Annotated in this window: 25 protein-coding genes; 16 read left to right on the top strand and 9 right to left on the bottom strand. The window is 35.1% G+C overall.

From position 1 onward, the window contains the following. Positions 1 to 13 precede the first annotated feature (13 nt). Positions 14 to 547, bottom strand: coding sequence for a hypothetical protein (locus CQ046_RS02285; protein WP_105700718.1), 534 nt, complete (start codon positions 545 to 547; stop codon positions 14 to 16). Between the two features lie 95 nt (positions 548 to 642). Here CQ046_RS02285 and CQ046_RS02280 point away from each other — a divergent pair, with 95 nt between their 5' ends. The 5 genes from CQ046_RS02280 to CQ046_RS02260 all read left to right on the top strand — a co-directional run bounded on the left by CQ046_RS02280 (position 643) and on the right by CQ046_RS02260 (position 5,162). Further along, a complete protein-coding gene (locus tag CQ046_RS02280; protein WP_105700717.1) occupies positions 643 to 924 on the top strand; it encodes a helix-turn-helix domain-containing protein in 282 nt (93 codons plus the stop codon). A 94-nt stretch (positions 925 to 1,018) separates the two neighbouring features. Continuing rightward, positions 1,019 to 1,804 carry a Shedu anti-phage system protein SduA domain-containing protein gene (locus CQ046_RS02275; protein WP_105700716.1) on the top strand — a complete coding sequence of 262 codons (786 nt, stop codon included), beginning with the start codon at positions 1,019 to 1,021 and terminating at the stop codon, positions 1,802 to 1,804. A gap of 235 nt (positions 1,805 to 2,039) precedes the next feature. Further along, entirely contained in the window at positions 2,040 to 3,083 is a 1,044-nt protein-coding gene (locus CQ046_RS02270; protein WP_228406850.1) for a helix-turn-helix domain-containing protein, read from the top strand. A 379-nt stretch (positions 3,084 to 3,462) separates the two neighbouring features. Next, positions 3,463 to 3,933, top strand: a complete 471-nt coding sequence (locus tag CQ046_RS02265) for a hypothetical protein (RefSeq protein WP_105700714.1) — start codon at positions 3,463 to 3,465, stop codon at positions 3,931 to 3,933. Positions 3,934 to 4,481: 548 nt separating this feature from the next. Next, on the top strand, positions 4,482 to 5,162 hold the full coding sequence (locus CQ046_RS02260; protein WP_105700713.1) for a hypothetical protein: 681 nt from the start codon (positions 4,482 to 4,484) through the stop codon (positions 5,160 to 5,162). On the opposite strand, the gene CQ046_RS02255 is transcribed toward CQ046_RS02260, so the two are convergent. Further along, positions 5,159 to 6,079 (bottom strand): helix-turn-helix domain-containing protein, encoded by a 921-nt coding sequence (locus CQ046_RS02255; protein ID WP_105700712.1) that lies wholly within the window; start codon positions 6,077 to 6,079, stop codon positions 5,159 to 5,161. The genes CQ046_RS02260 and CQ046_RS02255 overlap by 4 nt on opposite strands. A 63-nt stretch (positions 6,080 to 6,142) precedes the next feature. Next, the gene (locus CQ046_RS02250; RefSeq protein WP_105700711.1) at positions 6,143 to 6,970 is read right to left on the bottom strand and encodes an SDR family NAD(P)-dependent oxidoreductase; all 828 of its coding nucleotides are present in this window, start codon (positions 6,968 to 6,970) and stop codon (positions 6,143 to 6,145) included. A gap of 791 nt (positions 6,971 to 7,761) precedes the next feature. Between CQ046_RS02250 and CQ046_RS02245 the strand changes: the two genes are divergently transcribed. Genes CQ046_RS02245 through CQ046_RS02235 form a run of 3 tightly spaced genes read left to right on the top strand, consistent with a single transcriptional unit; the run spans position 7,762 to position 11,667 of the window. Continuing rightward, a complete protein-coding gene (locus CQ046_RS02245; RefSeq protein WP_123906558.1) occupies positions 7,762 to 8,337 on the top strand; it encodes a hypothetical protein in 576 nt (191 codons plus the stop codon). A gap of 59 nt (positions 8,338 to 8,396) precedes the next feature. Continuing rightward, a complete protein-coding gene (locus tag CQ046_RS02240) occupies positions 8,397 to 11,147 on the top strand; it encodes a hypothetical protein (protein ID WP_105700709.1) in 2,751 nt (916 codons plus the stop codon). Between the two features lie 19 nt (positions 11,148 to 11,166). Next, entirely contained in the window at positions 11,167 to 11,667 is a 501-nt protein-coding gene (locus tag CQ046_RS02235) for a hypothetical protein (protein WP_105700708.1), read from the top strand. An 81-nt stretch (positions 11,668 to 11,748) separates the two neighbouring features. On the opposite strand, the gene CQ046_RS02230 is transcribed toward CQ046_RS02235, so the two are convergent. Next, the gene (locus CQ046_RS02230) at positions 11,749 to 12,003 is read right to left on the bottom strand and encodes a helix-turn-helix domain-containing protein (protein ID WP_165790448.1); all 255 of its coding nucleotides are present in this window, start codon (positions 12,001 to 12,003) and stop codon (positions 11,749 to 11,751) included. Positions 12,004 to 12,071: 68 nt separating this feature from the next. Beyond that, positions 12,072 to 12,767: a hypothetical protein gene (locus CQ046_RS02225; protein WP_105700706.1), complete on the bottom strand. Its 696-nt coding sequence runs from the start codon at positions 12,765 to 12,767 to the stop codon at positions 12,072 to 12,074. Between the two features lie 462 nt (positions 12,768 to 13,229). Between CQ046_RS02225 and CQ046_RS02220 the strand changes: the two genes are divergently transcribed. From CQ046_RS02220 to CQ046_RS02195, 6 genes are all read left to right on the top strand, one after another. Beyond that, on the top strand, positions 13,230 to 13,655 hold the full coding sequence (locus CQ046_RS02220) for a helix-turn-helix domain-containing protein (RefSeq protein ID WP_105700705.1): 426 nt from the start codon (positions 13,230 to 13,232) through the stop codon (positions 13,653 to 13,655). Next, entirely contained in the window at positions 13,631 to 13,966 is a 336-nt protein-coding gene (locus CQ046_RS02215; RefSeq protein ID WP_105700704.1) for a transposase, read from the top strand. The genes CQ046_RS02220 and CQ046_RS02215 overlap by 25 nt, the downstream gene beginning before the upstream one ends. Before the next feature lie 53 nt (positions 13,967 to 14,019). Next, positions 14,020 to 14,649, top strand: coding sequence for a hypothetical protein (locus CQ046_RS02210; protein WP_105700703.1), 630 nt, complete (start codon positions 14,020 to 14,022; stop codon positions 14,647 to 14,649). Between the two features lie 12 nt (positions 14,650 to 14,661). Further along, a complete protein-coding gene (locus CQ046_RS02205; RefSeq protein WP_105700702.1) occupies positions 14,662 to 15,297 on the top strand; it encodes a hypothetical protein in 636 nt (211 codons plus the stop codon). Positions 15,298 to 15,303: 6 nt separating this feature from the next. After that, the gene (locus CQ046_RS02200) at positions 15,304 to 15,966 is read left to right on the top strand and encodes a hypothetical protein (RefSeq protein ID WP_105700701.1); all 663 of its coding nucleotides are present in this window, start codon (positions 15,304 to 15,306) and stop codon (positions 15,964 to 15,966) included. A gap of 221 nt (positions 15,967 to 16,187) precedes the next feature. Next, positions 16,188 to 16,673, top strand: coding sequence for a hypothetical protein (locus tag CQ046_RS02195; RefSeq protein WP_105700700.1), 486 nt, complete (start codon positions 16,188 to 16,190; stop codon positions 16,671 to 16,673). Positions 16,674 to 16,746: 73 nt separating this feature from the next. On the opposite strand, the gene CQ046_RS02190 is transcribed toward CQ046_RS02195, so the two are convergent. Continuing rightward, the gene (locus CQ046_RS02190; RefSeq protein WP_105700699.1) at positions 16,747 to 17,613 is read right to left on the bottom strand and encodes a LysR family transcriptional regulator; all 867 of its coding nucleotides are present in this window, start codon (positions 17,611 to 17,613) and stop codon (positions 16,747 to 16,749) included. A gap of 94 nt (positions 17,614 to 17,707) precedes the next feature. Here CQ046_RS02190 and CQ046_RS02185 point away from each other — a divergent pair, with 94 nt between their 5' ends. After that, positions 17,708 to 18,685, top strand: a complete 978-nt coding sequence (locus CQ046_RS02185) for an alpha/beta fold hydrolase (RefSeq protein WP_228406849.1) — start codon at positions 17,708 to 17,710, stop codon at positions 18,683 to 18,685. A 25-nt stretch (positions 18,686 to 18,710) separates the two neighbouring features. Next, on the top strand, positions 18,711 to 19,673 hold the full coding sequence (locus CQ046_RS02180) for a zinc-binding dehydrogenase (protein ID WP_105700698.1): 963 nt from the start codon (positions 18,711 to 18,713) through the stop codon (positions 19,671 to 19,673). Positions 19,674 to 19,766: 93 nt separating this feature from the next. On the opposite strand, the gene CQ046_RS02175 is transcribed toward CQ046_RS02180, so the two are convergent. The 3 genes from CQ046_RS02175 to CQ046_RS02165 form a co-directional block, all read right to left on the bottom strand. Next, on the bottom strand, positions 19,767 to 20,300 hold the full coding sequence (locus tag CQ046_RS02175) for a MaoC family dehydratase (RefSeq protein ID WP_228406848.1): 534 nt from the start codon (positions 20,298 to 20,300) through the stop codon (positions 19,767 to 19,769). Between the two features lie 290 nt (positions 20,301 to 20,590). Next, positions 20,591 to 20,785, bottom strand: a complete 195-nt coding sequence (locus CQ046_RS02170) for a cold-shock protein (RefSeq protein ID WP_047388211.1) — start codon at positions 20,783 to 20,785, stop codon at positions 20,591 to 20,593. 54 nt (positions 20,786 to 20,839) lie between these two features. Beyond that, positions 20,840 to 21,556 carry a DEAD/DEAH box helicase gene (locus tag CQ046_RS02165; protein ID WP_228406847.1) on the bottom strand — a complete coding sequence of 239 codons (717 nt, stop codon included), beginning with the start codon at positions 21,554 to 21,556 and terminating at the stop codon, positions 20,840 to 20,842. Positions 21,557 to 21,684: the final 128 nt, after the last annotated feature.

Genomic DNA, 21,684 nt, shown 5'->3' with positions numbered 1-21,684 from the left:
ATCTTCCAACCTCCTACTCCACAACTCTCTTCCCTCTCCTTTCAAGAATCAGGTGGGCAGCATCCAGCATTTTGGTCAGATGGATGTAGGGATTGACGATATTTCTTTCCGGCAGATTATCATACATTACCATTGAGAAATAGACAATACCGGACATAAAATAATCAAACTCCTTGACACTGTATTCTTTGAATGCTTTTTTAAAAACCAACAGAGGATTTTGGTATTCTTTCTCCGAAAGCAAGCCAAGAACCCATGGAGAAGGATTTTCTAAATGAGCATGGGCAATCCGTTTCTTTTCCTTCAGATGAATGAGATAACCGGCACGCACAAAAGACCGCACCGCCTGATGAAACTGATAGATCACAGACGGGTCTTCATCAATCCAGCTATTTCTCTTGATGGCATAATTCATAATGTTGTTTAACATCTCTTTAGATGCTGTCAGATCATTGAACTGGAAGAAGGTCTCTATCAGCTGTAATCCGGAACGCTTCTTATCAACTGCCCAAAAACGGGTTTCAAAGTTTGTTCTGCTTTTTTTCATGTGTTTGTATTTTTTTATAAAAGTAATAAAAAAAAACAAAAAGGATACATATAAGTATCCTAAATTTTAACTCTAATCTTAGAATTTTACAGTTAATGAATGATATTGAACTTAATAACTGTAAAAAAGCTCTTGGTTATAGAATTTCTGAATTAAGAAAGAAAGTTATAAACCCAGAGACTAATAAACCTATCTCACAAGAAGAACTGGGATTAAGAACCGGACATGCAAAAAAGACAATAGGAGAATTGGAAAGAGGAAATACTAATCCACGATATGATACCTTACTTATAATAAGCAAAGAACTTAATGTCACAATACAAGAGCTCTTTGATTTTGATATGAAAAAATACATTAAACTATCAAACAAATCCTGACGAAAGTTGGGATTTATTCTTACGGAAAACAGTAAAGTTACTAAATAATGTATTTTGTATATTTGAAAGTTATGTACAATTCAATACCAATAATATGTATCACTTTGATGAATTAAGCTTAGAACAAAAAGAAAAATTCAAAGAATTTAAAAAAATCACAAGTTCCTATGAAATTGATATTGAAGCTTGGTGTAAAATAACGAATGATAATCCATTTTTATGGTATACTGACTCATATTTTCCTGATAATTTTCTTAGTGATTTCGATCTAAAAAATCATCATATTGAATATAATAAATATCTTGATGATTTAAAATTAATAATTGATAATAAAAATAGTACAGAAAGAGATATATTAAATTTCATTTCTAATAATAAACTTTTTATTGCAACATCAATTTTAAAAAACTTTACTCTATTTGGACATCATGACAGATATATTTTTAAAGAGTTTGAATTACCACCCCATCATGTCTGTGATTATTTAATTATTGGTAAAAATTCTCATGGCTATCATTTTCTATTGATTGAATTTGAAAATATATATAATAATATAACAATTTCTGATGGAGATTTTGGAACAACTATAAGAAAAGGCCTAAATCAAATTGATGATTGGAAAATTTGGATGGATAAAAATTTCCAATCATTTTCAAGTAACTTAAAAAGATTTAATAATAAATATAAAACTCTACCAGATGAATTTAATGATTATGACTCAACCAGATTTATATATTGCGTAGTTGCAGGGAGAAGAGAAAACTACAAAGAAAAAACATATCGTAAAGTAAGAGAATTATCTAAACAAAATATTATTTTAACTCACTATGACAAGCTCTTGGAAGAGGCAAAATTTTTAATAAAATCTGGAAATTACTAGAAATACATAAAAAATGTTTACATAATGCAGAATTAATTCCCCTATCATATAAATACTTTCTGATTCTTAGCATTATAAATTAACATTCTAAAAACAAAAATATAAATCCATCAATTCTACTCTGAAATTCAAGGAAAATTGGCCGGAATATAGTTTAATAATATGGGAATATTTCACTAAAATTATTATTTAGGATTAAAACAAACTAAATCAGAATTGAATTAATTACATATATTTGAAAATAAGTACTATTGCTAAAAATAATATGACTACGGAAATTTTTGAAAAACTAATTAAGCAAAGTGAATCAGATATTCTGGATTTTAAAAGATCAGAATATGATTTTTCAAGTAATGCACCAGAACCTAAAAAATCTGAATTTATAAAGGATATTATATCATTTTCCAATACCATCAGAAATGAAACATCATATATCATTATCGGGATTGAAGAAAATAATAAAAAAATAGAATTAAAAGGTATCACGCAAATTACAGATGACAGTATTCTTCAACAAAAAGTTAAAGTCAATGTCTTTCCAATACCAACCTTTAGATATTATTCTTTCCTTTACAAAAATATGTTATTTGGCATTATTGAATTTCCTATTAAAAAGTATGAAAGACCTATTACTCCTACAGTAAAACTAAAAGGATTACAGCCTGGCATGGTATATTTTAGAAGAAATTCAAGCAATGATGAGGCCAATGCATCAGAAATTATTCACATTAATAACTGGTTAAACTCTCTATCTACAGAATACATTTCCTTTGAAGAAATTATTAATAAACACTTACTCGAAATTCTAGATGATAGTATTCCACTATCAAAAATCATAGTTCAGTTGCTAAATGTAAGCAAGAAATTTGATATTACTAAATTAAAAAAGTTTTGTGAAAGAGAAATCAAAGGATTAATAAAAGGAGAGAACTATTCTGACGATGAAATCTATTCTATATTAGATTACAGAGTTAAAACAGTTACCGCCTTACCATATGAGATTAATTTAGAAGCAGCATCATACTACACCTCAAGCCAATTACTACAAGTATTAAAAAATGAACACGGGGCTTGGGATCAGCAACTGCTATTACAATACTCAATATTAAAAATTGAGAATCATATTAAAAATTTTCCAAAAGGTCAAAATACTTTACTCCATATTAAAGATAAAATGAATGATGAAGATATTTATATCTATTTTGATAAGCAAAGACTGCAATCATACTATCAATCAATTAGAGAAGAGTTAAAAAACTTACTTATTAATTTATTATAGAATAGTATCATAATGTAAAATAAATGATTAAACTTGTATAAATGTTAAGAATAAATAAAATTTTATTTCTACGGAATATTTGCCTGCTATTAAGTAATTATTTAAATCCCCCCGCTACCGCACGAATCCTTTCGTGTGGTTTCAATATTAAAATCAAACATTCTAAAAGCAACAATATAAATATCCTTGTCAAGGTTTAAAACCTTGACAAGGATATCAACCAACATCTCCCCTTTCCAAAGTCTCCCAATTTCGGAGTATTTTTAAAAGAATCATTTTTCATAGCTTCAAAGCCAAAACATTCCCCAGAAATTTCAAAAAAAACATCATCTTTCAAAAGAAACTTCTAAATATTCCGTTTAATTCTTAAATTTGGTTCATGCGAAAGAATTTTTATCTCATCATTATCTTATTTTCCCTTACCAGCTGCTATACCTATCAGGTAAAAAAGCCAGTAGATCCGGCAGCCAACAACAAGCAAGATCCTAAAAACAATACAGCTCCTGCCAATACTGCTTCCCCGCAAATGAACAGTACAGGAGCGGCACCTCAAAACCTGAATGCAGTACAGGCACCTACTCCGGTGAATGTTCAGGAGAAGCTTGCCCCTGGTAAGAATGTTAAAATTGAGGTCAATGGTAAGAGTTATAAAGTAATCGTTGACCGATGGGAAAGCGACAGCCTGGTAGCCCATCCTGTTCGCAATGCTAAAACAAGTCTGAAGTTCCATAAGAACCAGATCAACAGCGAAAAAATTGCAGAAAAACGTTTCTCACAACCCATTGCAGATATTCTTACGGTGACAGCCTATACTGCCATTGGTGTTGGAATCTATCTTCTTGTCCGCTAGTTTTTAAACTTTCCGGCTCTCCAAAGTCTCCTGACTTCGAAAGCTCTATTTCAGTGACTAAAAAACTTAAAAAATAGCCTGCAGCCCCTTCCGAAGGGTCTCCAGGTACTTCTACAACCCCCTCCAGGGCCTTCCGAACGGTCTCCACCCCCTTAAGCAACGGTCTACCCCCCCCTTACCCAAGGGTCTCTACCCCCTTGGGTAAGGGGGTAAAGGGGGTTATGCAAGGGGGTAGAGAGGGTTATATAACCGGGTAGAGACCCTTATCCAACGGGCTCGAGACCCTTATGATACCCCCTCGAGGGGGTTACGAACGGGGTACAGTGATAAATCGTATTTATTTATACCATTACCGGAACTTCAAAATCTCAGACTCTGGGGACTCTTCAAAGAATTTGTTAATTGATGATTTCCAAGTCAGTAAACTTTACGCAGCTGGGTGTTTGAAAACATAAAAGAACTGACAAAACATTAATGGAATTGTCTATATCGGGAAGAGTTGCCTATATTTGAGAGGAGCGAAATTATGGAACCGCAACACTTACCCTATGAAAACAAAACTTAGCTATCTGTTTATTCTATTATGCGCCCTTATAAATGGTCAGGGAAAATCTGTTATGAATGACCTTCAGTTTTCTAACTATTCCTGGAATCCCAAAACAATTACAGAGATCATCACCTTTTCACCGGAAAATATCAGTAAAAATATTTCTTATTATGACAGAGAGGGCTTTCTGACAAAAATAGAATATTATAACGCTATCGGAACCGGATCTTCTAATGAAAGATCTCTCAATAAAATTATCAGCTACAATTCAAAAGACAAAGCCAAACGCCATTTTGAAGCCATTAACCCCGGAAATAAGAAGATAGAAACGACAGGCAGTTTTGAAAAAATTTCTGATTCTCTGTACAAAAGAGTTTCCCATAATTCTGTTCACAGTATATCACTCAGCAAGCTGTTTTATTTTGACAAAAACAACCGCCTTATCAAAACAGAAGAAACCGGAAATTTCTTCGAAACTCCCGTTAATAATGTCATTCTTTATACCTATATCAATGGGGTAAAAAGTGAAACGCTTCTTGAAGATCTCACGAGCGACAAAAAGTCTAAGCTTATTTATAAAAATGTGAAACTTGACCTTCATGCCAATCCTGTTTATGAAGAATTAGTTGATGATCAGGGAACAATGCAGCAGAAAACAGAAAGAATATTTGAATATTATTAATTGAAAGACTTCCTGAATTCTAAAGGAGAAAGTTTGGTTTTTGTTTTAAATAAATTGCTGAAAGACTGGGAATGCTCAAATCCCAGGGCATACGCTACTTCGCTCACAGATAGGTTGGTAGTGGAAAGCATTTCTTTAGCCTCACTGATCAGTTTATCATGAATATGCTGCTGGGTACTCTGCCCTGTTAAAGAACGCAGCATATCACTCAAATAGCTGGGTGAAAGATGAAGGTTTTCTGCAAAATAACTCACCGTGGGTATTCCTTTGTTAAGAGATATTTCATCTTTAAAATAAGCATCCAGCAAATCTTCAAATTTCTGTAAAAGGGTACTGCTTGTTGCTTTACGGGTAATAAACTGGCGTTTGTAAAAACGATTGGCGTAGTTAAGAAGCAGTTCTATCTGAGAAATCATCACATCATGGCTGAAATCATCAATCCGGCTGTTGAGCTCAGATTCAATAAAATTGAAGATAGAAATTACCGTATTTTTTTCTTCTTCAGAAAGATGAAGTGTTTCCTTTGTGGAATAGGAGAAAAAGCCATACTGCCTGATCTTCCTCATGATTGGATATCCCAAAAAGAAATCAGGATGAATAAGCAGAGAATATTGTGAACAGACTGTATCACTGTTTCCGTTCCCTCCTATTACCTGGCCGGGTGCTGCAAATAATAATCCACCCTCATTAAAATCATAATAGCCCTGCCCGTATTCTATTTTACCCTCTAATTTGGGTTTATAAGAGATCTTATAGAAGCTCAAAACATGTCTTTGAGACAATTTATCGGTCAGCACCATATTGTGTGCCCCATTCATTAAGCTAATGAGAGGATGTTTGGGTTTGGGCAGTCCAAAAAACTGACTCGCTTCAAATAGGGATCCAAATTTTAATGGAGTTTGATCTGTCTTTTTCATAAATAGTATTTTAAAGGTACAAAAAACCGGCTATACATGGATAACCGGTTTTTATGGTTGTTATTACCCTTGCGCAGCACTGGAAACCTCGTCCCATGCTTCCCAAAGACTGATTCTGTCAGCATATACAGACTTCACCTGTGGAAGATTATGACTTCCCAAATGAAAACGTAACGGTGGGTTTTCAGCATCTACAACTTTGAAAAGTGCCTGTGGGGTTGCATTAGGATTTCCTCTTTCATAAGATTGAATGGTCTTTACAAACTCTGCTTTGAAGTCATTGTACACCTCCAGGTTTTGAGAAAACTTCAGAGAGTCCTGACTTCCAAATTCTGTTGCATAAGCTCCCGGCTCTATAATGGTTACTTTAATCCCGAATTGTTTTATTTCTTCTGCAAGACTTTCATGGATGGCTTCAAAAGCCCATTTAGAAGAGCTGTAATAGCCAATGACAGGCAGTGTGAAATGTCCCAGATTACTTGAAGTCCCCAAAATATGTCCATACCCCTGTTCTCTCAAGATCGGCAGTGCCGCCTGAATGACACTTACGGGACCCAGAATATTGGTTTCATATAAAGCACGTATTTCATCTGCACTGGCCTCCTCTATGGTTCCCACTAGTGAATATCCTGCGTTATTCAGTACAATATCCAGTTTTCCAAAATGCTGATGTGCTTTATTTACGGCTTCTTTCACCTGATTTGGATTGGTAACATCAAGTTCTAAAGTCAGCACATTATCGCCATATTTTTCTTTAAAATCGGCAATACTTTCCAGTTTTCTTGCGGTTGCCACCACTTTATCACCACGTTCTAATGCTGCTTCAGTCCAGATTCGTCCGAAACCTCTTGATGCTCCGGTAATGAACCAGATTCTATTTTGCTGTATCATAATTTTAAATGTTTTTATTTACTAAGCAAAGTTATACAGCCTGTCTTCCGGAATTGTAGGCTAATCGCAGACCTTTGTAGGCGAATTGAGGATCTTTATTTTGATACTCCTAATTGATCAACCAAAAAATGTAATATTTTTCATATTTAATCCAATTAGAAGTAAAATTTACATTCTACCATTTTCTATTTGCAGTCTTGATCTGTTTTTATTAAGATATTCAGAGTATTCTTTATTTTAAATTAATTCTACTTTTTCTCTTCTCAGGAAGGTAGAAGGAGACTTATTTTATATTCTTTGAAAAATCAGGGATTCTATTATTCGACTTATTCTACAAAATTTGTTTTTTAACTTACCTAAAACAATGAAAAGCAAACACATATGAAAAATCAATGATTTTACTAAAATGACTTAATGTTATAAATAAAATCTACAAAAAACATTAATATTAATCTAATTTTACCCCAGAAAACAAAACATAAAATCAATGGTATTTTAGATTAAAATGTTCAACAAATAAGAATTTATATTCAACAAAACACCTACTAATAATGTTTATCATAAGTCCATTCATTATGTAAAAAAATTATTCTTTTTATGATTTCATGAAAAATATTCTTCAACTTATCATTCCCCGACCACAGAAAGCATAACTGAATTTCAACCAGTTATATACACTTCAATTTCTAATTAAAACCTTAATCCCTCATTATATATGATTCAGATTTTTTCTGAACCAGGAAAAGTATTGAAACAAAACTCTTGTTTCTTATCAACATAAAACACACACAATGAGATCCCTACAACAGCAACTGAAGCTTTTTCTCCCTTTATATAAGAGGGCTTCATTGCTGTTGTTTTTATTTTTCGTACCCTTCAAAATACATGCACAGAGTCTCTATTATGTAAAGGGCACCAGCATTACTATTGGGGAAAATACAACGGTTTATATTGCCCATTCAGAAGAAATACATCAGGAGGATCTAAAGGATTTTGAGGGAAAAACTTCGGAAAAGAAAGGGGTACTGAAATCCAGAAAACAAAAGAAATCTGCATTCAATGCTGAGAAAACATTAGCCGGACATCCGGCAGCAAAAACAAAAACATATCCAAAGGTACAGTCGATAGTATTTGCAGTGCCTCAACCTGATGATTTTTTTCTATCATATTCGAAAGGAGAAGCAATTTCAGCATCAATAACAGTTCATGACCAGACCCATTATTCAATTGAGAATAAAAAACTAAGGATTACCCATGAATATCCCAACAAGATTAATCATAAGATCGTAAGCAATAGCTTTATTTTCTTTAAAGACTATTACTGGTTTCAGTGCAAAACCCGTCCTCCGCCATCTTCATTGGTGTAAAAGAATCGATATAATATTTAAATTTTAAACATACTAAAGTGAAAAAACACAATATATTAATGAGTATATTCCTGATAACGAATATATTCATGTTTACAAATGCCCAAAGCCCGGGAGGAATTACTCCTCAGCTGTGGTACAAAGCCGATGCAGGGGTTAATTCTTCATCAGGAATTGTAAATCAATGGAATAACAGTGCTTCTCCGGGAACTTATGATCTTATCCAACAGGCAGCAGCAACCAGTACTTTGCCTGCTTATAATACAAGCCAGATTAACTTTAACCCATCAATAAGATTTGATGGGGTTGATGACCGTTTGGCAGCACCCAGTGTTCCACAAAATGTAACAGTTAGTTCACCATCTCCTTATCAGTCATCACAATATGTGGTATACAGAAAAGTAGGAAGTATTGCAAACTCCTTATACAACCATTCTAATGGTTTTGGAGGAACATGGAATGTGGGAGGAAATTCCAATGGAGGCATGCTTATTACGAACCGTAGTGTAGGTTCTACAACTCCTGCAATCAATGAAATTAGGTTACAGTCAACGGATGGAACTTCAAGTTTAATGAATGTGTATGTGAATGGCCAATTTAAGTCTTCTGCCTTTTCCAATGGTAATGCTGTTTCTACTTCAGGTACACAGCCTGTTTGGGTAGGAGGCCAGGGACTTAATAATTTCGTGAATGTCGATATCGCTGAAATCGTTATTTACAATACCACGAAGACCTTAGAACGTCCTCAGATAGAAAGTTACCTTTCTCTGAAATACGGAATTACAAAATTTGGTGATTATATTGCTTCAGACGGAACAACCTATTGGAATTCCGCAACGAATAGTGCCTATAGCAACAATATAACAGGTATTGCCAGAGATGATAATTCAGCTTTGTACCAAAAACAGTCGATGAGTATTAATCCCGGACAGCAGCTTTTGATTGGGCTTACAGGAATGGCTAATACTAACGCTTCCAATTCGGGAACATTAGCCAACCTGCAGTCACTTGTCGTTGGGGATAATGGTCTTTCAAAAGCGCCTACAACCCTTGTAAACAACATTCCGGGAGCTAATTTCCTTTTCGGTTCTGTGTGGAAGGTTCAAAATACAGGCTCTGTAGGAACAATAAGGGTAATGTGGCCTCAAGGGCTGAATAATTTAAAATTGATTCAGAACAATTCGGATCCTACTTTTGCTTCCGGAAATACCGTGACTGATATGTCTGCCAACACACAGACTATTAATGGAATTGTATATAATTATGCCGATGTTTCCCTTGCAAACGGGCAATTTTTTACATTCGCATCTTTCGCTCAGGCTCCGGGAGGAATTTTAAACAATCTGCGCGTCTGGATAAAAGCAGATGATAATCCCAACGGAAATACTACGGATAACGTAGCAATAAGCACCTGGCCGAACAGATCGCCAATTGGTGGAAATTTGATTGGAGGGGCTGCGTTTCCCAATACCATTGCATTACAAACTACCGGTCCATTGTATCGAAATTCTTCAGCAATGAATATCAATTTCAATCCTGTGGCACAATCTACTTCCACCTCCGGGCTTGGTATGCAAAATGCGTTTGCCACTATCGGGGATGATTATACGATGATTGCCTTGCATAAAAACCCCACTCTTCCTTTTGCAGGATTTAGAAATATGTTTAGTTTCCATGATAATGCAAGCCTAAATACAGTAAGTACCTCTAGCAGCTGGTTTGGGACTTATACTAATTCTCCTATTGCGTGGCCAAGTGCTGCCGGAACATCCGCATATACTGTAAACATTCCTGCAGTCACTACATTTTCAGCTACGGGAACAGGAACAATTGCTTATCAGGTAAATAGTATATCCAAAGGCAGCGGCACCAGTCTTTCAAAAAACGGAACCAATTTAGTGATAGGCGTAGATGCTGATGGTGGATCTGATGATGGTATAGACATTATTATGCCTGAAAACATTATGTACAATTCCGTACTGAATGCTGCAGATTATAACAAGGTAGTATCCTACATGGCCATTAAATATGGTGTAACATTAGGTACATTTGCTGTCCCGGTGAACTATACAAGTACTAATGGTACAACAGTGTGGTCTACAGCGGTAAGCACCTACCAGACTAATGTAATAGGTATCGCAAGAGATGATGCAGAAGCTTTGCACCAGAGAATTGCAAAATCACAGGATGCTGTGGCAGATATTATTACCATCAGTACGAATAATGATTTTACAAGCACTAATACAGGTGCAGGTCATTCCAATATTACTAATGATCAATTTTATTTTATAACCGGGAATAATGGTGCTGCAACCACATATAATGCTCAAAACTTAATACTGCGCAGATGGAAAGTACAGTCTACGGGTACGGCACAGAATCTATTTATTAAGACTTCTGACAGCCAAGCGACCTATCTTGTGTATGCTGATGATGCAGCGATGACTACCAATGTCGTGAACGTTCATCTTACAGGCGGCTCTACTCCTGGTATTCAGATTCCGAATGGGAAATTTTTCACGTTTGGAAAATTTACCTACTGTACCCATACCCCTAATAACTCCCCTGCTGATATGGTTACCAAAATAGGTATTACGACTCTGTCTAAGCAAAACGGATGGCCTGAAGGTATTCCTAACGGTGCTGTTGCTCTGGAGTCTAAAACCAAAGGTTTTGTTATTACCCGTGCCCAAAGCTCAGCTATTGCAAACCCTGTAGAAGGTATGCTTATTTATGATACGGTAAGTAAATGTATGAAGCTTTATAACGGAACCAGCTGGAACTGTGTAGTAAGAAGCTGTAATCAATAATAATTTTAATACATCAAAAATGAAAAAAGTAATCATATTAACCCTTATTTTCACCGGCCTTTCTTCTCTTAAGGCACAAGTGGGTATGGGTAAGGCCTCTGTAGACGGAGATGCTATTTTAGATTTTCCCGTTTCTAAAACCGGAATTATTCTTCCTATAGTGGAAGCACTTCCTACGGGTGCAGCAGCCACCAACGGAACGTTTCTTCTGGATAAAACCGATATGACAATAAAGATGCGTGAAAATAATCTTTGGGTACCTTTATCTGATGCAGGAAACCTCACTGGAACAATGCCCAATACTTCTGCAGAAACAGGAGGTGGGGTAATTATTGGCGCCGGAAGCTCACCTGCACAGGGAGTACTGGTTCTGGAATCCACCAGTAAAGCGTTGGTTTTACCTAAGGTGAATGATCCGGTAGCGAATATGAAAAGTCCGGTAGCAGGAACCATCTGCTATGATACCGTAAGCAAAACAATGGCTGTATTTGACGGCATTAATTGGAGTTTCTGGAAATAGTAAATTTTGATAGATTAATGATGGAGTCCGGCACCAAAGGTGCCGGGCTTTTTTTATATTAATTTACTATTGAATTTATTTCTATTCTTCAATGTTTAAATTAGTCAGATATTCTGATGGAGTAACTCCTTCAATCTGTTTAAATACCCTGTTAAAGGTTGATTGATTGGAAAATCCTGATTCCGTATAGATATACATAAGGGTTACTTTGCTGATATCATTTTCCTGAAGGAGTTTCTTTACATTCTCTATTCGGCAGGTGTTAAGATAATGGCTGAAGTTTGAAAATCCATTTAATTTAATAGCTTTAGAAATATACAAATTATTGGATTTCAAAATATTGGATAATTGAGAAATGGTAAATCCTACATCTTTATAATAGGCTTTGTCTTCTACAATATCTCTTATCTCGTTAAACAGAAGGTTGTATTTTTCTGTATTTTCAAGGTTTGCAAAACCTGCTTTTCTTTTTCAACAGCTTCTTCTTCGGGTATAACGTACATCTCCTGCTGTTCGGAAAACCCTAGTTTGGTCAAAATATTTCCTTCTATTTCAACCTTCCTTATTTTTTCATTATAATACAGCAAAAGAGCAAATACAGCTATATTGGAAACGCCTACAAAAGTATCAGAAGCTACAATCACCTTCACATCATTGAGGGCAAAATAATCAAATACAAAAAACTTAGTAAGAATGCTTACAGCTACTATAATCAGTAAAATATATAAGGTATAAATGTAGATATACTTTTTCGGCAGAAAAATGTGAGCCCCCAAAGGAACAGGGAGAAGCCACATAGCAGTAGCGGCAGAAAATTTCCAGAAATCCAGCATGACAAATCCGGCAAATAAGGGTGCATAAGAAATATAGAGATGTACCAAAAACTTTATATTATAGCTTTTCCGGATCACCATAAATGTATAAAACATGGTAACAGCATAGGTAAGTGTACATGCTGCAAAAAAAATATCTTTGATAATAAAGTAGAATACAAGAGAATAAGCCAGCAATATGCCGGACATAAGATAAACATATTGTGAAATAAGTTTTCTCTTGAGCGCATCTACAGATTTATCCATGAATTCTTTATCAGCTGTCATCCTAATGTTTTTCAAAAAATAACTTATGCAAAAAACTGATTATCAGAATATTGAAAAATTAAATGAATTTAAAAATTCAATTTAAGCTTTCAATTTTTGATTGTTTTTATCTGTTAATTTTGCTAAAGTAAGTTACAAATTTAATAATATATGATCATATTCAAAATGATGGAAAATATAAATCAATTTTCAATTTAATACATATAAATAATTATATAAAGATAATTTTTGAGAATTTATTACAAACCATACAGAAAAGTAATATTTACATCAGAGAATAACATATTTAGTAAAAAAGATAAAAAAACATCAATTTGAGATAATTTAACAAACGATCAAGTTGGTTTATGTCTGCCGTTTTTCAAACACACAAAGGATTTAAAAAATTTAAAAATTATGATAAAAAAACACGATTTCGAGACTCTCAACTATTCTATCACACTCCTGCATACCCCCTCTTAGATGAAGTTCAAGAACATACACATTGGCGCAATGATCAATAAGCGTGTGAAAGAGTGTGAAACTCCTATACCGAGAATTTGTAAATTTTTCAACTGTACTGAAGAGGATATTTCGGAAATGTATACTTCCAAAAGTCTGGATACAGAAATTCTCCTGAAATGGAGCAAAATTTTGGAATATGATTTCTTCCGATTCTATTCTCAAAACCTGATCTTCTATTCTCCAGCGTCACCTGATGTAAAAAACAAGAAAAATAGGCCAAACTCAGAGATGCCTTATTTCCGTAAGAATATTTACACCAAAGAAGTCATCAATTTTATGCTGGAAATGATTGAATCCGGAAAAAAAACCAAAAGTCAGGTTATAAGGGAATATAATATTCCTAAAACTACTTTATACAAATGGATAGAAAAAAACAAAAAATAGAACAACCTTACTATAAAAAAATCTATACAGATATTCTTCTCATCAAGTTTCCGGAAAAGCTTGATGAATGTAAATCCCTACTCTCAAAAGAAAAGCTGAGTGTTTTGGATATTATTCAGCTCAATCAGAAGATTTTTGGATCTGAAGAAATTTCGTCTGAGAATCAGCGGCTGCGTTCTTATGATGATGAGACCATTATACAGATATTAGAATATCAGAAGAAATATAAACTTAATAATACCCAGCTGTCTAACCACTATAAACTCAGTAGAAATACCATTACAAAATGGAAAAACTGTTATAAAATTTAGCTTCAGCTTACTAATTTCCATGCAAACTATATCATACATTTAACACAACATTAATGAATAAAATTATTTTGACAGTACTGCTCACCGGTGCTCTTATTCCTGTGTGCGCACAAAATACAGGAAACGTAGGAATCAATACACCCAACCCCGAAAAAGAGCTCACGGTAAATGGTACGATGAAGACATCCGGTATGACCCTGAAGGATCCTCTGGAAAAACTTGGAGCAGATGAAAATTATTCTTTTTTAATCAAATCTCCGGCTCCCCAAAACAAAATCACCTCTTATAATGAGTCTTTTGTGCCCGCCACTCCGGCTCCTATTAACCTTATCCAATATAAGATCACTTGTAATAGTGCAGACAAAGATTGGGTAGATGAATATGATACTAAAATTAATTCAAATAAATTTTTAGTTGTTATTGCCTCATATGGTTTTACACAGCCCGTATTTACTTATACCTCAAGTGTAATTACTCCTGTACCCGAAGTTTTTGCCTACAATACCAACGGCACATGGAAACTCAAAGCTGATTATGTAGGGTTCTCAACAGATGATTCTTTACCTGATGGGGTCTGGACACTCAATTTACTGGTTTTTGACAGAGCTTATACCAAGGAATTTACCTCTGCACAATCCGTTACCTCCGGAACAGGTGCCGCTTCTGTTCCTTTAATCCAATAATAAAAAGAGAATATGAAAAAAATAGCCGCGCTTTTATCGACAGCATTTACTTATTTTGGAGCCAATGCACAAGTGGGAATAAACACAAAAAATCCTCAGGGGATGCTGGATGTTCAAGGGGGAACACTTGTTGAATCTTATATCATTGATACTGCTAATTCAGATGCAACCGGCAACTATTATCTGCTTACGCGTTCAAAAGATACAACGCCAGTAGGAAAGGTCAAGCTTCTTGATATTTCCCTTCGAAATGTAGCTCCTGTTAATACGTATACTATTACCCTCAAAAATGTGAGCCAGACAGATGTTGTTAGTCTTAACACAGGACTGGAAACAGAAAAATACATTGTTGCCATTACGGGAGCCGTTTTCACAGATGCTACAGCGGGTGTCAATACTACAACAAGCTTTCCATCATATGGAGCGTATTCTACAGAAATAACTCATGTGTCAAGTGGAGGAAAAATTTATAATGCTGTTAACCTGAGCTTTAAGGGAGCGGGCACAACATCTGCACAGAACGGAACCTGGACCCTTACACTTTGTGTCTATGAAAAAGCACTCATTAAAGACTGGGGAACTTACACAGGAAGCGTAAACGGTTCATTTACAGGAACTTCAACAAATACACCAACAGGACTTCAATAAACTAATATGAAAAGAGTAATTTACAGCACAATTGTATTTCTTTTGGGAATATTTATTAATGCTCAAAATACAAAAATAGGAATCAATACCTCAACACCATCCGAAACACTGGATGTAAACGGTTCAAGCTTTACCAATTCTTTATACTTAAGAAACCTTGGTGAGCCGGATAAAACGGGAGGCCGTTTTCTTGCTACTTCTAAAAATACCCTGGATGTGTATAATCCAGCACTTGAAACCAGCGGATTATTTAATTATATCAAGCTAACCATTTCAGGAGTTCCTTCCACAGGAATCGCAGATTATGACACTAAAATAGATGCTACTAAATTTCTGGTAGTAGTGCATAATTATTCATTCCAGCTTAGTAATGGTTCTACAAAAGTTGCTCTTGACTATGGCAGTAACGGCGTTAATGATAACAAACAGGGGTCTCCCAATGTAAATACCTTTAAAAGTAACGGAACCTGGCACATCAGAGCAAATTTTACGAATAGCAGATTAGAACGTTATACCAACCCGAACGGCACTTACAATAGTTTTAAAGTTGATCTTTATTTAATGGCCTATAAATACCTTATCACAAAACAGAATATTAATGATGATACAAAGGATCTGGGCGGTACAAACGGATCCGCACAAGTATTGAGCAAACCTTCCGGCTTTTAATTGTTTAAAAAATTAATTTCCGTTCATCAATTCCTGCTCTCCGAAGTCTCCCGACTTCGGAGATTTTCACCCTTGTTATCCTTTTTTACGCCCGACTAAAGCTTTACAGGCAAAAAACAATCTTCATTTTTTTCTTACAGTTTTTATTTTCCTAAAATCACCTCAAAACCCGGCAGAACCAACACTTTTTAAGTATTTTTACATAATAATATAAATAACTTATGAAAAGATTCATATTGGCGGGAATAGTTACTTTAGGAGGGTTTCTTACTGCAAACGCACAGTGTAAACCTGTAACAGCACTCACAGAAAATTTTGATACATGGAAAGACATTAACAAATGCTGGACTGCCCAAGGAGGAAAAGCAATGCTTTATGCAAGTGATAAGAAAATCATTTTCTATTCCATGAACAATCCTGGAGAGAATATGTATCTGGTAACTCCGGAAATAAAAGCGGGTATTTATACATTGAACCTTGATATTTCAGATAACGGTGGAGAAACTTCACTGGAAATTTTCTCAGTAGGTAATGCTTCTGATGCAAAATCTTACACTTCCATTGCTAAAGCTTCAAAAATTTCGGGAGAAAAGAAAACTTATACCATTTCTATCAAAAAAGATACGCACTTGGCACTGAAAGTTTTACTGAACGGTGTACACCAGGCTGTTTATGTAGATAATTTCTCATTAACACCTAAAAAGTAAATCTTTTAAGATCTAAATAAGCTGCCTCAAAAGTGAGGCAGTTTTCATACGTTTTATGAGAATCACGCCATTATCACGCCATTTCTGCATACATATCAATAAAGCATTGTAAAGCTCGTGACTGTGGCCCATCCTTTCTAAAAACAAGAATCGTATTCATAGTTCCCAGTTGTTTGTTCAGTCCGTAGGTTTTAAGTTCTCTTCCAGCGTAATATTTAGACACAATTTCTTCCGGCAATATGCTGATTCCCAAACCTGCTTCCACAAAGTTAATCACTCCTTCAATAGAGTTCAGCACTGTACTTTTGTAATTCAGAATTCCTTTATGGCTTAACCATGATTCTAATCTTTCCCTGAAAATACATCCTTCATCAAATACTACTATTTTCAGTGGTTCATTCGCGATGAGTGTCTGCAGATTCGGGCCTTTTGAGGAAGCAAGAATAACTAGCTGCTCTTCTTTAATACAAATTTTTTCCAGGCCTTTAGCGTTTACAGGAGCAGAAACAAAGGCCGCATCCAGATTGTAATTTACGACGTCAGAAAGCACTGAATCTCTGGTATCTGATTTAAACTCCAGCTCAATACCGGGGTATTTTTCATCAAAAGTATTGAGGATTTCAGGTACTTTCAAAGCCATCGTTGTTTCTATACAGCCTATCTTCAGACATCCTCTGATATTGTCACCACTTTGGATATTATTCTTGGCTTCTTCCACCAAATGCTGAATCTGTTTAGAATACTGCATCAGAATCATCCCTTCGGAAGTAAGCTCTACTCTTCTGGATGTACGGGAGAAAAGCTTTGTATTAAACTCTTCTTCCAGACTTTTTATTCTTGCTGTAACATTGGACTGAACCGTAAACATCATAGTGGCTGCTTTTGTAAAACTTCCGGTTTCTGCAACGGCTTCAAATATTTTCAAATCATGTATATTCATTTTAATTAATCATTAAAAGTGATTTAATTGATTATAATTAATCGTTTTTAATAATCAAATATCCGTATTAATTTTGAACTGTCAAAAAAAATAAATGAAAATAAATTCAAGACAATTCATTACAAGTCTGTCGGTTGCTTTATTCACAGGCAATATGACAATCGCTCAATCTCATCAAAACTTAAATCTAAATAATCACATTATGGAAAACCATCCCACTCATTACCGCAACATCAACGTAAATGATTTAAATCTGTTTTACAGAGAAGCAGGTCCTGTCAATGCACCTACAATACTTCTTCTACACGGATATCCTACCTCATCTCATATGTTCAGGAACCTAATCCCGATTTTGAGTAAAAAATACCATGTTATCGCTCCGGATCTTCCGGGATTCGGTTATTCTGATGCTCCGGATCATAAAGAGTTCTCTTATACTTTCGACAATCTTGCAGGAACGATACAAAAATTTGTAGATAAGCTGAAAATGAAACGTTTTGCGGTTTATATCTTTGATTATGGAGCTCCTGTAGGTTTACGTCTTGCTATGAACAATCCTGAGAAAATTACGGGTATCGTTTCCCAAAACGGGAATGCTTATGAAGAAGGACTAAGCAATGAATGGAATCCGATCCAGAAATACTGGAAAGACCCATCACAGGCAAACCGCCTTGCTTTAAAAGGCTTTGTTTCTAAAGAAATTACCTTATTTCAATATCAACATGGTGTTTCTGATCTTTCTTTGATTGCGCCGGAAGCCTATACCCTTGATCAGAAATTTCTTGACAGACCGGGAAATGTAGAAATCCAATTGGATCTGATGAGAGATTACAGAACCAATGTAGCCTTATATCCAAAATTTCATGAATATTTCAGAAAATACCAACCCAAATTATTATTAGTATGGGGAAACAAAGATCCATATTTCCTTCCTGCCGGAGCTGAAGCTTATAAAAAGGATATTCCGGATGCTCAATTAAAATTTTATGATACCGGACATTTTGCCCTTGAGACCAACGCTGAAGAAATAGGTGCTGAAATAGTTGAATTTATGGGAAAATTGCCTCAATAGAGCATATAATCAATTGCTAAGAAATATGAAAACAATTGTTATTAAAAACTATGGCGGACCGGAAGTTCTGCAGCTAGAGGAAATGCCTGTTCCTGTTATAGAAGATCCGTCTCAGGTTTTGGTAAAAGTAAGAGCAACCTCTATTAATCCTCTTGATTACCAGATTAGACGAGGTGATTATGCCTCATTTTTCGACTTACCTATTATAACAGGTCACGATATTGCTGGCGATATTGTTGAAGTAGGTGAAGCTGTTAAAAAATGGAAAGCTGGTGATAAGGTTTATTATTCTCCACGTTTTGGCAGCCCTGGCAGTTATTCTGAATATCATCTTACCGACAAGTCTTCATTATCAAGAATGCCTGATAATATTAGCTATGAGGAAGCTGCTTCCATTCCGCTTATTGGAGGAACGGTTTGGGAAATGCTTGTTGTACGGGCAAAACTAAAAAAGGGAGATCGTATTCTCATTCTTGGCGGCGCAGGAGGTGTAGGAACACTTGCTATACAGGTAGCTAAATCTCTGGGGGCTTTTGTCTATACAACAGGACAAAGTATTTTACATGAAAAACTAAAAAATCTCGGAGCAGATGTAGTGATTGATCATCATAAAGAAAACTGGATTGAAAAAATACAATTACATACGCATGGAAAAGGTGTAGACGTAATTATTGATACCGTGGGAGGAAGCACACTTTCAGACAGCCCGCTTGTTTTAGCTGACTATGGTTCTGTTGTAACCCTGGTTGATATTCCACAACCACAAAACCTCATTAATGCCTGGGAAAAAAATGCTACCTATCATTTTGTTTTCACGCGGCAAAGCAGAGATGAGCTTGATCATATTACTGAATTAATTGAAGACGGACATGTAAAACCTGTTATAGACAGTATATATCAGCTTGAAGACGTTCAGGAAGCGCATCGGAGAATTGAGAATTCCAAACGAAAAAGGCCTTTATTCGGGAAAATTGTTCTAACCGTGTAAGCTCTTTATAATGTGAAAGTATCATTGCATTCAATGATGCTTTTTTATTTGTGAAATACTAAATGTTGGGAATTTGTATACTCCGAAAGTAAATTAATCTTTAAAATGATAAAGGAAAATAACATCTCCTGTATAAGCAGGTTTTGCATGGTCTTTAATTAAGAGTTTGGCTTCCACGATTGCTTTTACAGTTCCTCTGAGGTTAATCACAGATTTTACAGTTGCCCGCAGCTTTACATCGCTATTTACCGGAACAGCTTCTCCGAATTTAAGGTTTTCTATTCCGTAATTGATCTCCATTTTTACATTTCTCACATCCGCAATCTGTTTCCAGAGATAGGGAATCAATGATAATGTTAAATAACCATGAGCAATGGTTGATTTAAAAGGACCTTCTTTCTCAGCTTTTTCCTGATCTGTATGGATCCACTGATGATCTAAAGTAGCATCTGCAAATCTGTTGATCTGTTCCTGGCTGATCGTATGCCATGCAGAATCTCCCAGCACCTGTCCTTCAAGAGATTTATACTCATTAAAATTATTAATAATAATCATATCCTTTTCTGAACCTTTTGAGGGATTAAAATATGTACAGATGTTATCATCACTGTAATAAGTGTATATCAAGTCTGCATATTTATTTTCCAGACATCCAGTCTTAGTCTTTCAATATTCAGACCAATTGCTGCCTTATTTTCTTAAATCCCTGAAAAACCTCTCACATAAAAGTAAGAGGCTAATGAACATAATGAAAATAAAAAATAAAAAGTAATTTACATTACATCAATGTTCTTTCAAACAATATATCCAGATCCTAAAGTTCCATGGATTTTTGAATTTTAAAAAAAAAATATAAAAATATGAGACTTGATATGGCAAAGAATGTCATTCTAACATCCCTGCAATTAAGATTTTAATTACGCTAACTTTACGTTAACAGCATTTAAACCTTTATCGCTTTTTTGTACATCAAAAACTACTTTATCATTCTCACGGATTGCTCTTGTATTTAATCCTGAAGAATGTACAAATATGTCTTTACTTCCGTCTGCCGGAGTAATAAAACCGAAGCCTTTTGCTTCATTAAAAAATTTTACGGTGCCTTCTTGCATTGTAATTGGTATTAAAAATTGTGTATTATGATCTGTAAACGCTACAGATTGTATTTATGATATTCTGGCAGGCATTATGTTTCCTACCAGCGGTTGAATATTTTTAAGATCCGGAAGCTTTACCGTCTGGGGTACTGAAGAAGCGGGATCTACAATAATCTCTACAGGATTATTCAGGATTGTTTTGGCAAAATATTTTAAACTTCCCGGCATTGTAGCAGAAAAAAGCAGATTTTGTCTTCTGTGGGAAGCCAGATTCAATATTTTCTTTATATGATTAATCAATCCCATATCAAGCATCTTATCTGCATCATCCAAAACAAGCAACTCAATTTTAGAAAGATCAATATGTCTCTGATTTTCTACATCAAGCAGCCCTCCGGGTGTTGCCACAAGAACATCTACTCTTTTTCTCAGTGCTGCAAGCTGGCTTCCAATGGAAACCCCTTCATAAATGGAAAGCAGAGATAATGGTAAATATTTACTGTAAATTTTAAGATTTTCTTCTATCTGTACTGCCAGTTCCGGTGTAGGTGTAAGAATTAAAGTCCGTATTTCTTTATGATCCGGAGTATGTCTTTTCAGCAGCTGCAAAATAGGCATAGCAAATGCGGCTGTTTTTCCGGCACCTGTCTTCGCACATGCTGCAACATCTCTTCCCGATAAAATATACGGAATCGCAGTATACTGTATTTCAGTAGGCCTGGAGTATCCTGCTTCTGTCACTGCACGGATAATAGGATTGATTAAATTTAAATTTTTAAAATTCATTATAAATTCCGGTTTTTCCGGTATTTTGCAAACAAATCTGCTGATCAGAATTTGAATTGGTGTATTATAATGATAAACAAATAAGGAATGTTCTTTTTCTGCTCATCTTTTTCTTGTTTCGGCTACTA

It is taken from the genome of Chryseobacterium sp. MYb7 (assembly GCF_002979455.1).
Taxonomy (GTDB): domain Bacteria; phylum Bacteroidota; class Bacteroidia; order Flavobacteriales; family Weeksellaceae; genus Chryseobacterium.
The sequence above is the reverse complement of the archived record's forward strand: the minus strand, read 5'-3'. Positions and strand labels throughout refer to the sequence as shown.

Coding starts and splice junctions, on each gene's coding strand:
- CQ046_RS02170 (WP_047388211.1), bottom strand. CDS start 20,785: ATGCAAGAAGGCACCGTAAAATTTTTTAATGAAGCAAAAGGCTTCGGT.
- CQ046_RS02180 (WP_105700698.1), top strand. CDS start 18,711: ATGAAAACAATTGTTATTAAAAACTATGGCGGACCGGAAGTTCTGCAG.
- CQ046_RS02275 (WP_105700716.1), top strand. CDS start 1,019: ATGTATCACTTTGATGAATTAAGCTTAGAACAAAAAGAAAAATTCAAA.
- CQ046_RS02265 (WP_105700714.1), top strand. CDS start 3,463: ATGCGAAAGAATTTTTATCTCATCATTATCTTATTTTCCCTTACCAGC.
- CQ046_RS02195 (WP_105700700.1), top strand. CDS start 16,188: ATGAAAAGATTCATATTGGCGGGAATAGTTACTTTAGGAGGGTTTCTT.
- CQ046_RS02210 (WP_105700703.1), top strand. CDS start 14,020: ATGAATAAAATTATTTTGACAGTACTGCTCACCGGTGCTCTTATTCCT.
- CQ046_RS02190 (WP_105700699.1), bottom strand. CDS start 17,613: ATGAATATACATGATTTGAAAATATTTGAAGCCGTTGCAGAAACCGGA.
- CQ046_RS02225 (WP_105700706.1), bottom strand. CDS start 12,767: ATGACAGCTGATAAAGAATTCATGGATAAATCTGTAGATGCGCTCAAG.
- CQ046_RS02240 (WP_105700709.1), top strand. CDS start 8,397: ATGAGTATATTCCTGATAACGAATATATTCATGTTTACAAATGCCCAA.
- CQ046_RS02235 (WP_105700708.1), top strand. CDS start 11,167: ATGAAAAAAGTAATCATATTAACCCTTATTTTCACCGGCCTTTCTTCT.
- CQ046_RS02260 (WP_105700713.1), top strand. CDS start 4,482: ATGAAAACAAAACTTAGCTATCTGTTTATTCTATTATGCGCCCTTATA.
- CQ046_RS02280 (WP_105700717.1), top strand. CDS start 643: ATGAATGATATTGAACTTAATAACTGTAAAAAAGCTCTTGGTTATAGA.
- CQ046_RS02215 (WP_105700704.1), top strand. CDS start 13,631: ATGGATAGAAAAAAACAAAAAATAGAACAACCTTACTATAAAAAAATC.
- CQ046_RS02285 (WP_105700718.1), bottom strand. CDS start 547: ATGAAAAAAAGCAGAACAAACTTTGAAACCCGTTTTTGGGCAGTTGAT.
- CQ046_RS02185 (WP_228406849.1), top strand. CDS start 17,708: ATGAAAATAAATTCAAGACAATTCATTACAAGTCTGTCGGTTGCTTTA.
- CQ046_RS02200 (WP_105700701.1), top strand. CDS start 15,304: ATGAAAAGAGTAATTTACAGCACAATTGTATTTCTTTTGGGAATATTT.
- CQ046_RS02220 (WP_105700705.1), top strand. CDS start 13,230: ATGAAGTTCAAGAACATACACATTGGCGCAATGATCAATAAGCGTGTG.
- CQ046_RS02205 (WP_105700702.1), top strand. CDS start 14,662: ATGAAAAAAATAGCCGCGCTTTTATCGACAGCATTTACTTATTTTGGA.
- CQ046_RS02165 (WP_228406847.1), bottom strand. CDS start 21,556: ATGAATTTTAAAAATTTAAATTTAATCAATCCTATTATCCGTGCAGTG.
- CQ046_RS02250 (WP_105700711.1), bottom strand. CDS start 6,970: ATGATACAGCAAAATAGAATCTGGTTCATTACCGGAGCATCAAGAGGT.
- CQ046_RS02255 (WP_105700712.1), bottom strand. CDS start 6,079: ATGAAAAAGACAGATCAAACTCCATTAAAATTTGGATCCCTATTTGAA.
- CQ046_RS02245 (WP_123906558.1), top strand. CDS start 7,762: ATGAGATCCCTACAACAGCAACTGAAGCTTTTTCTCCCTTTATATAAG.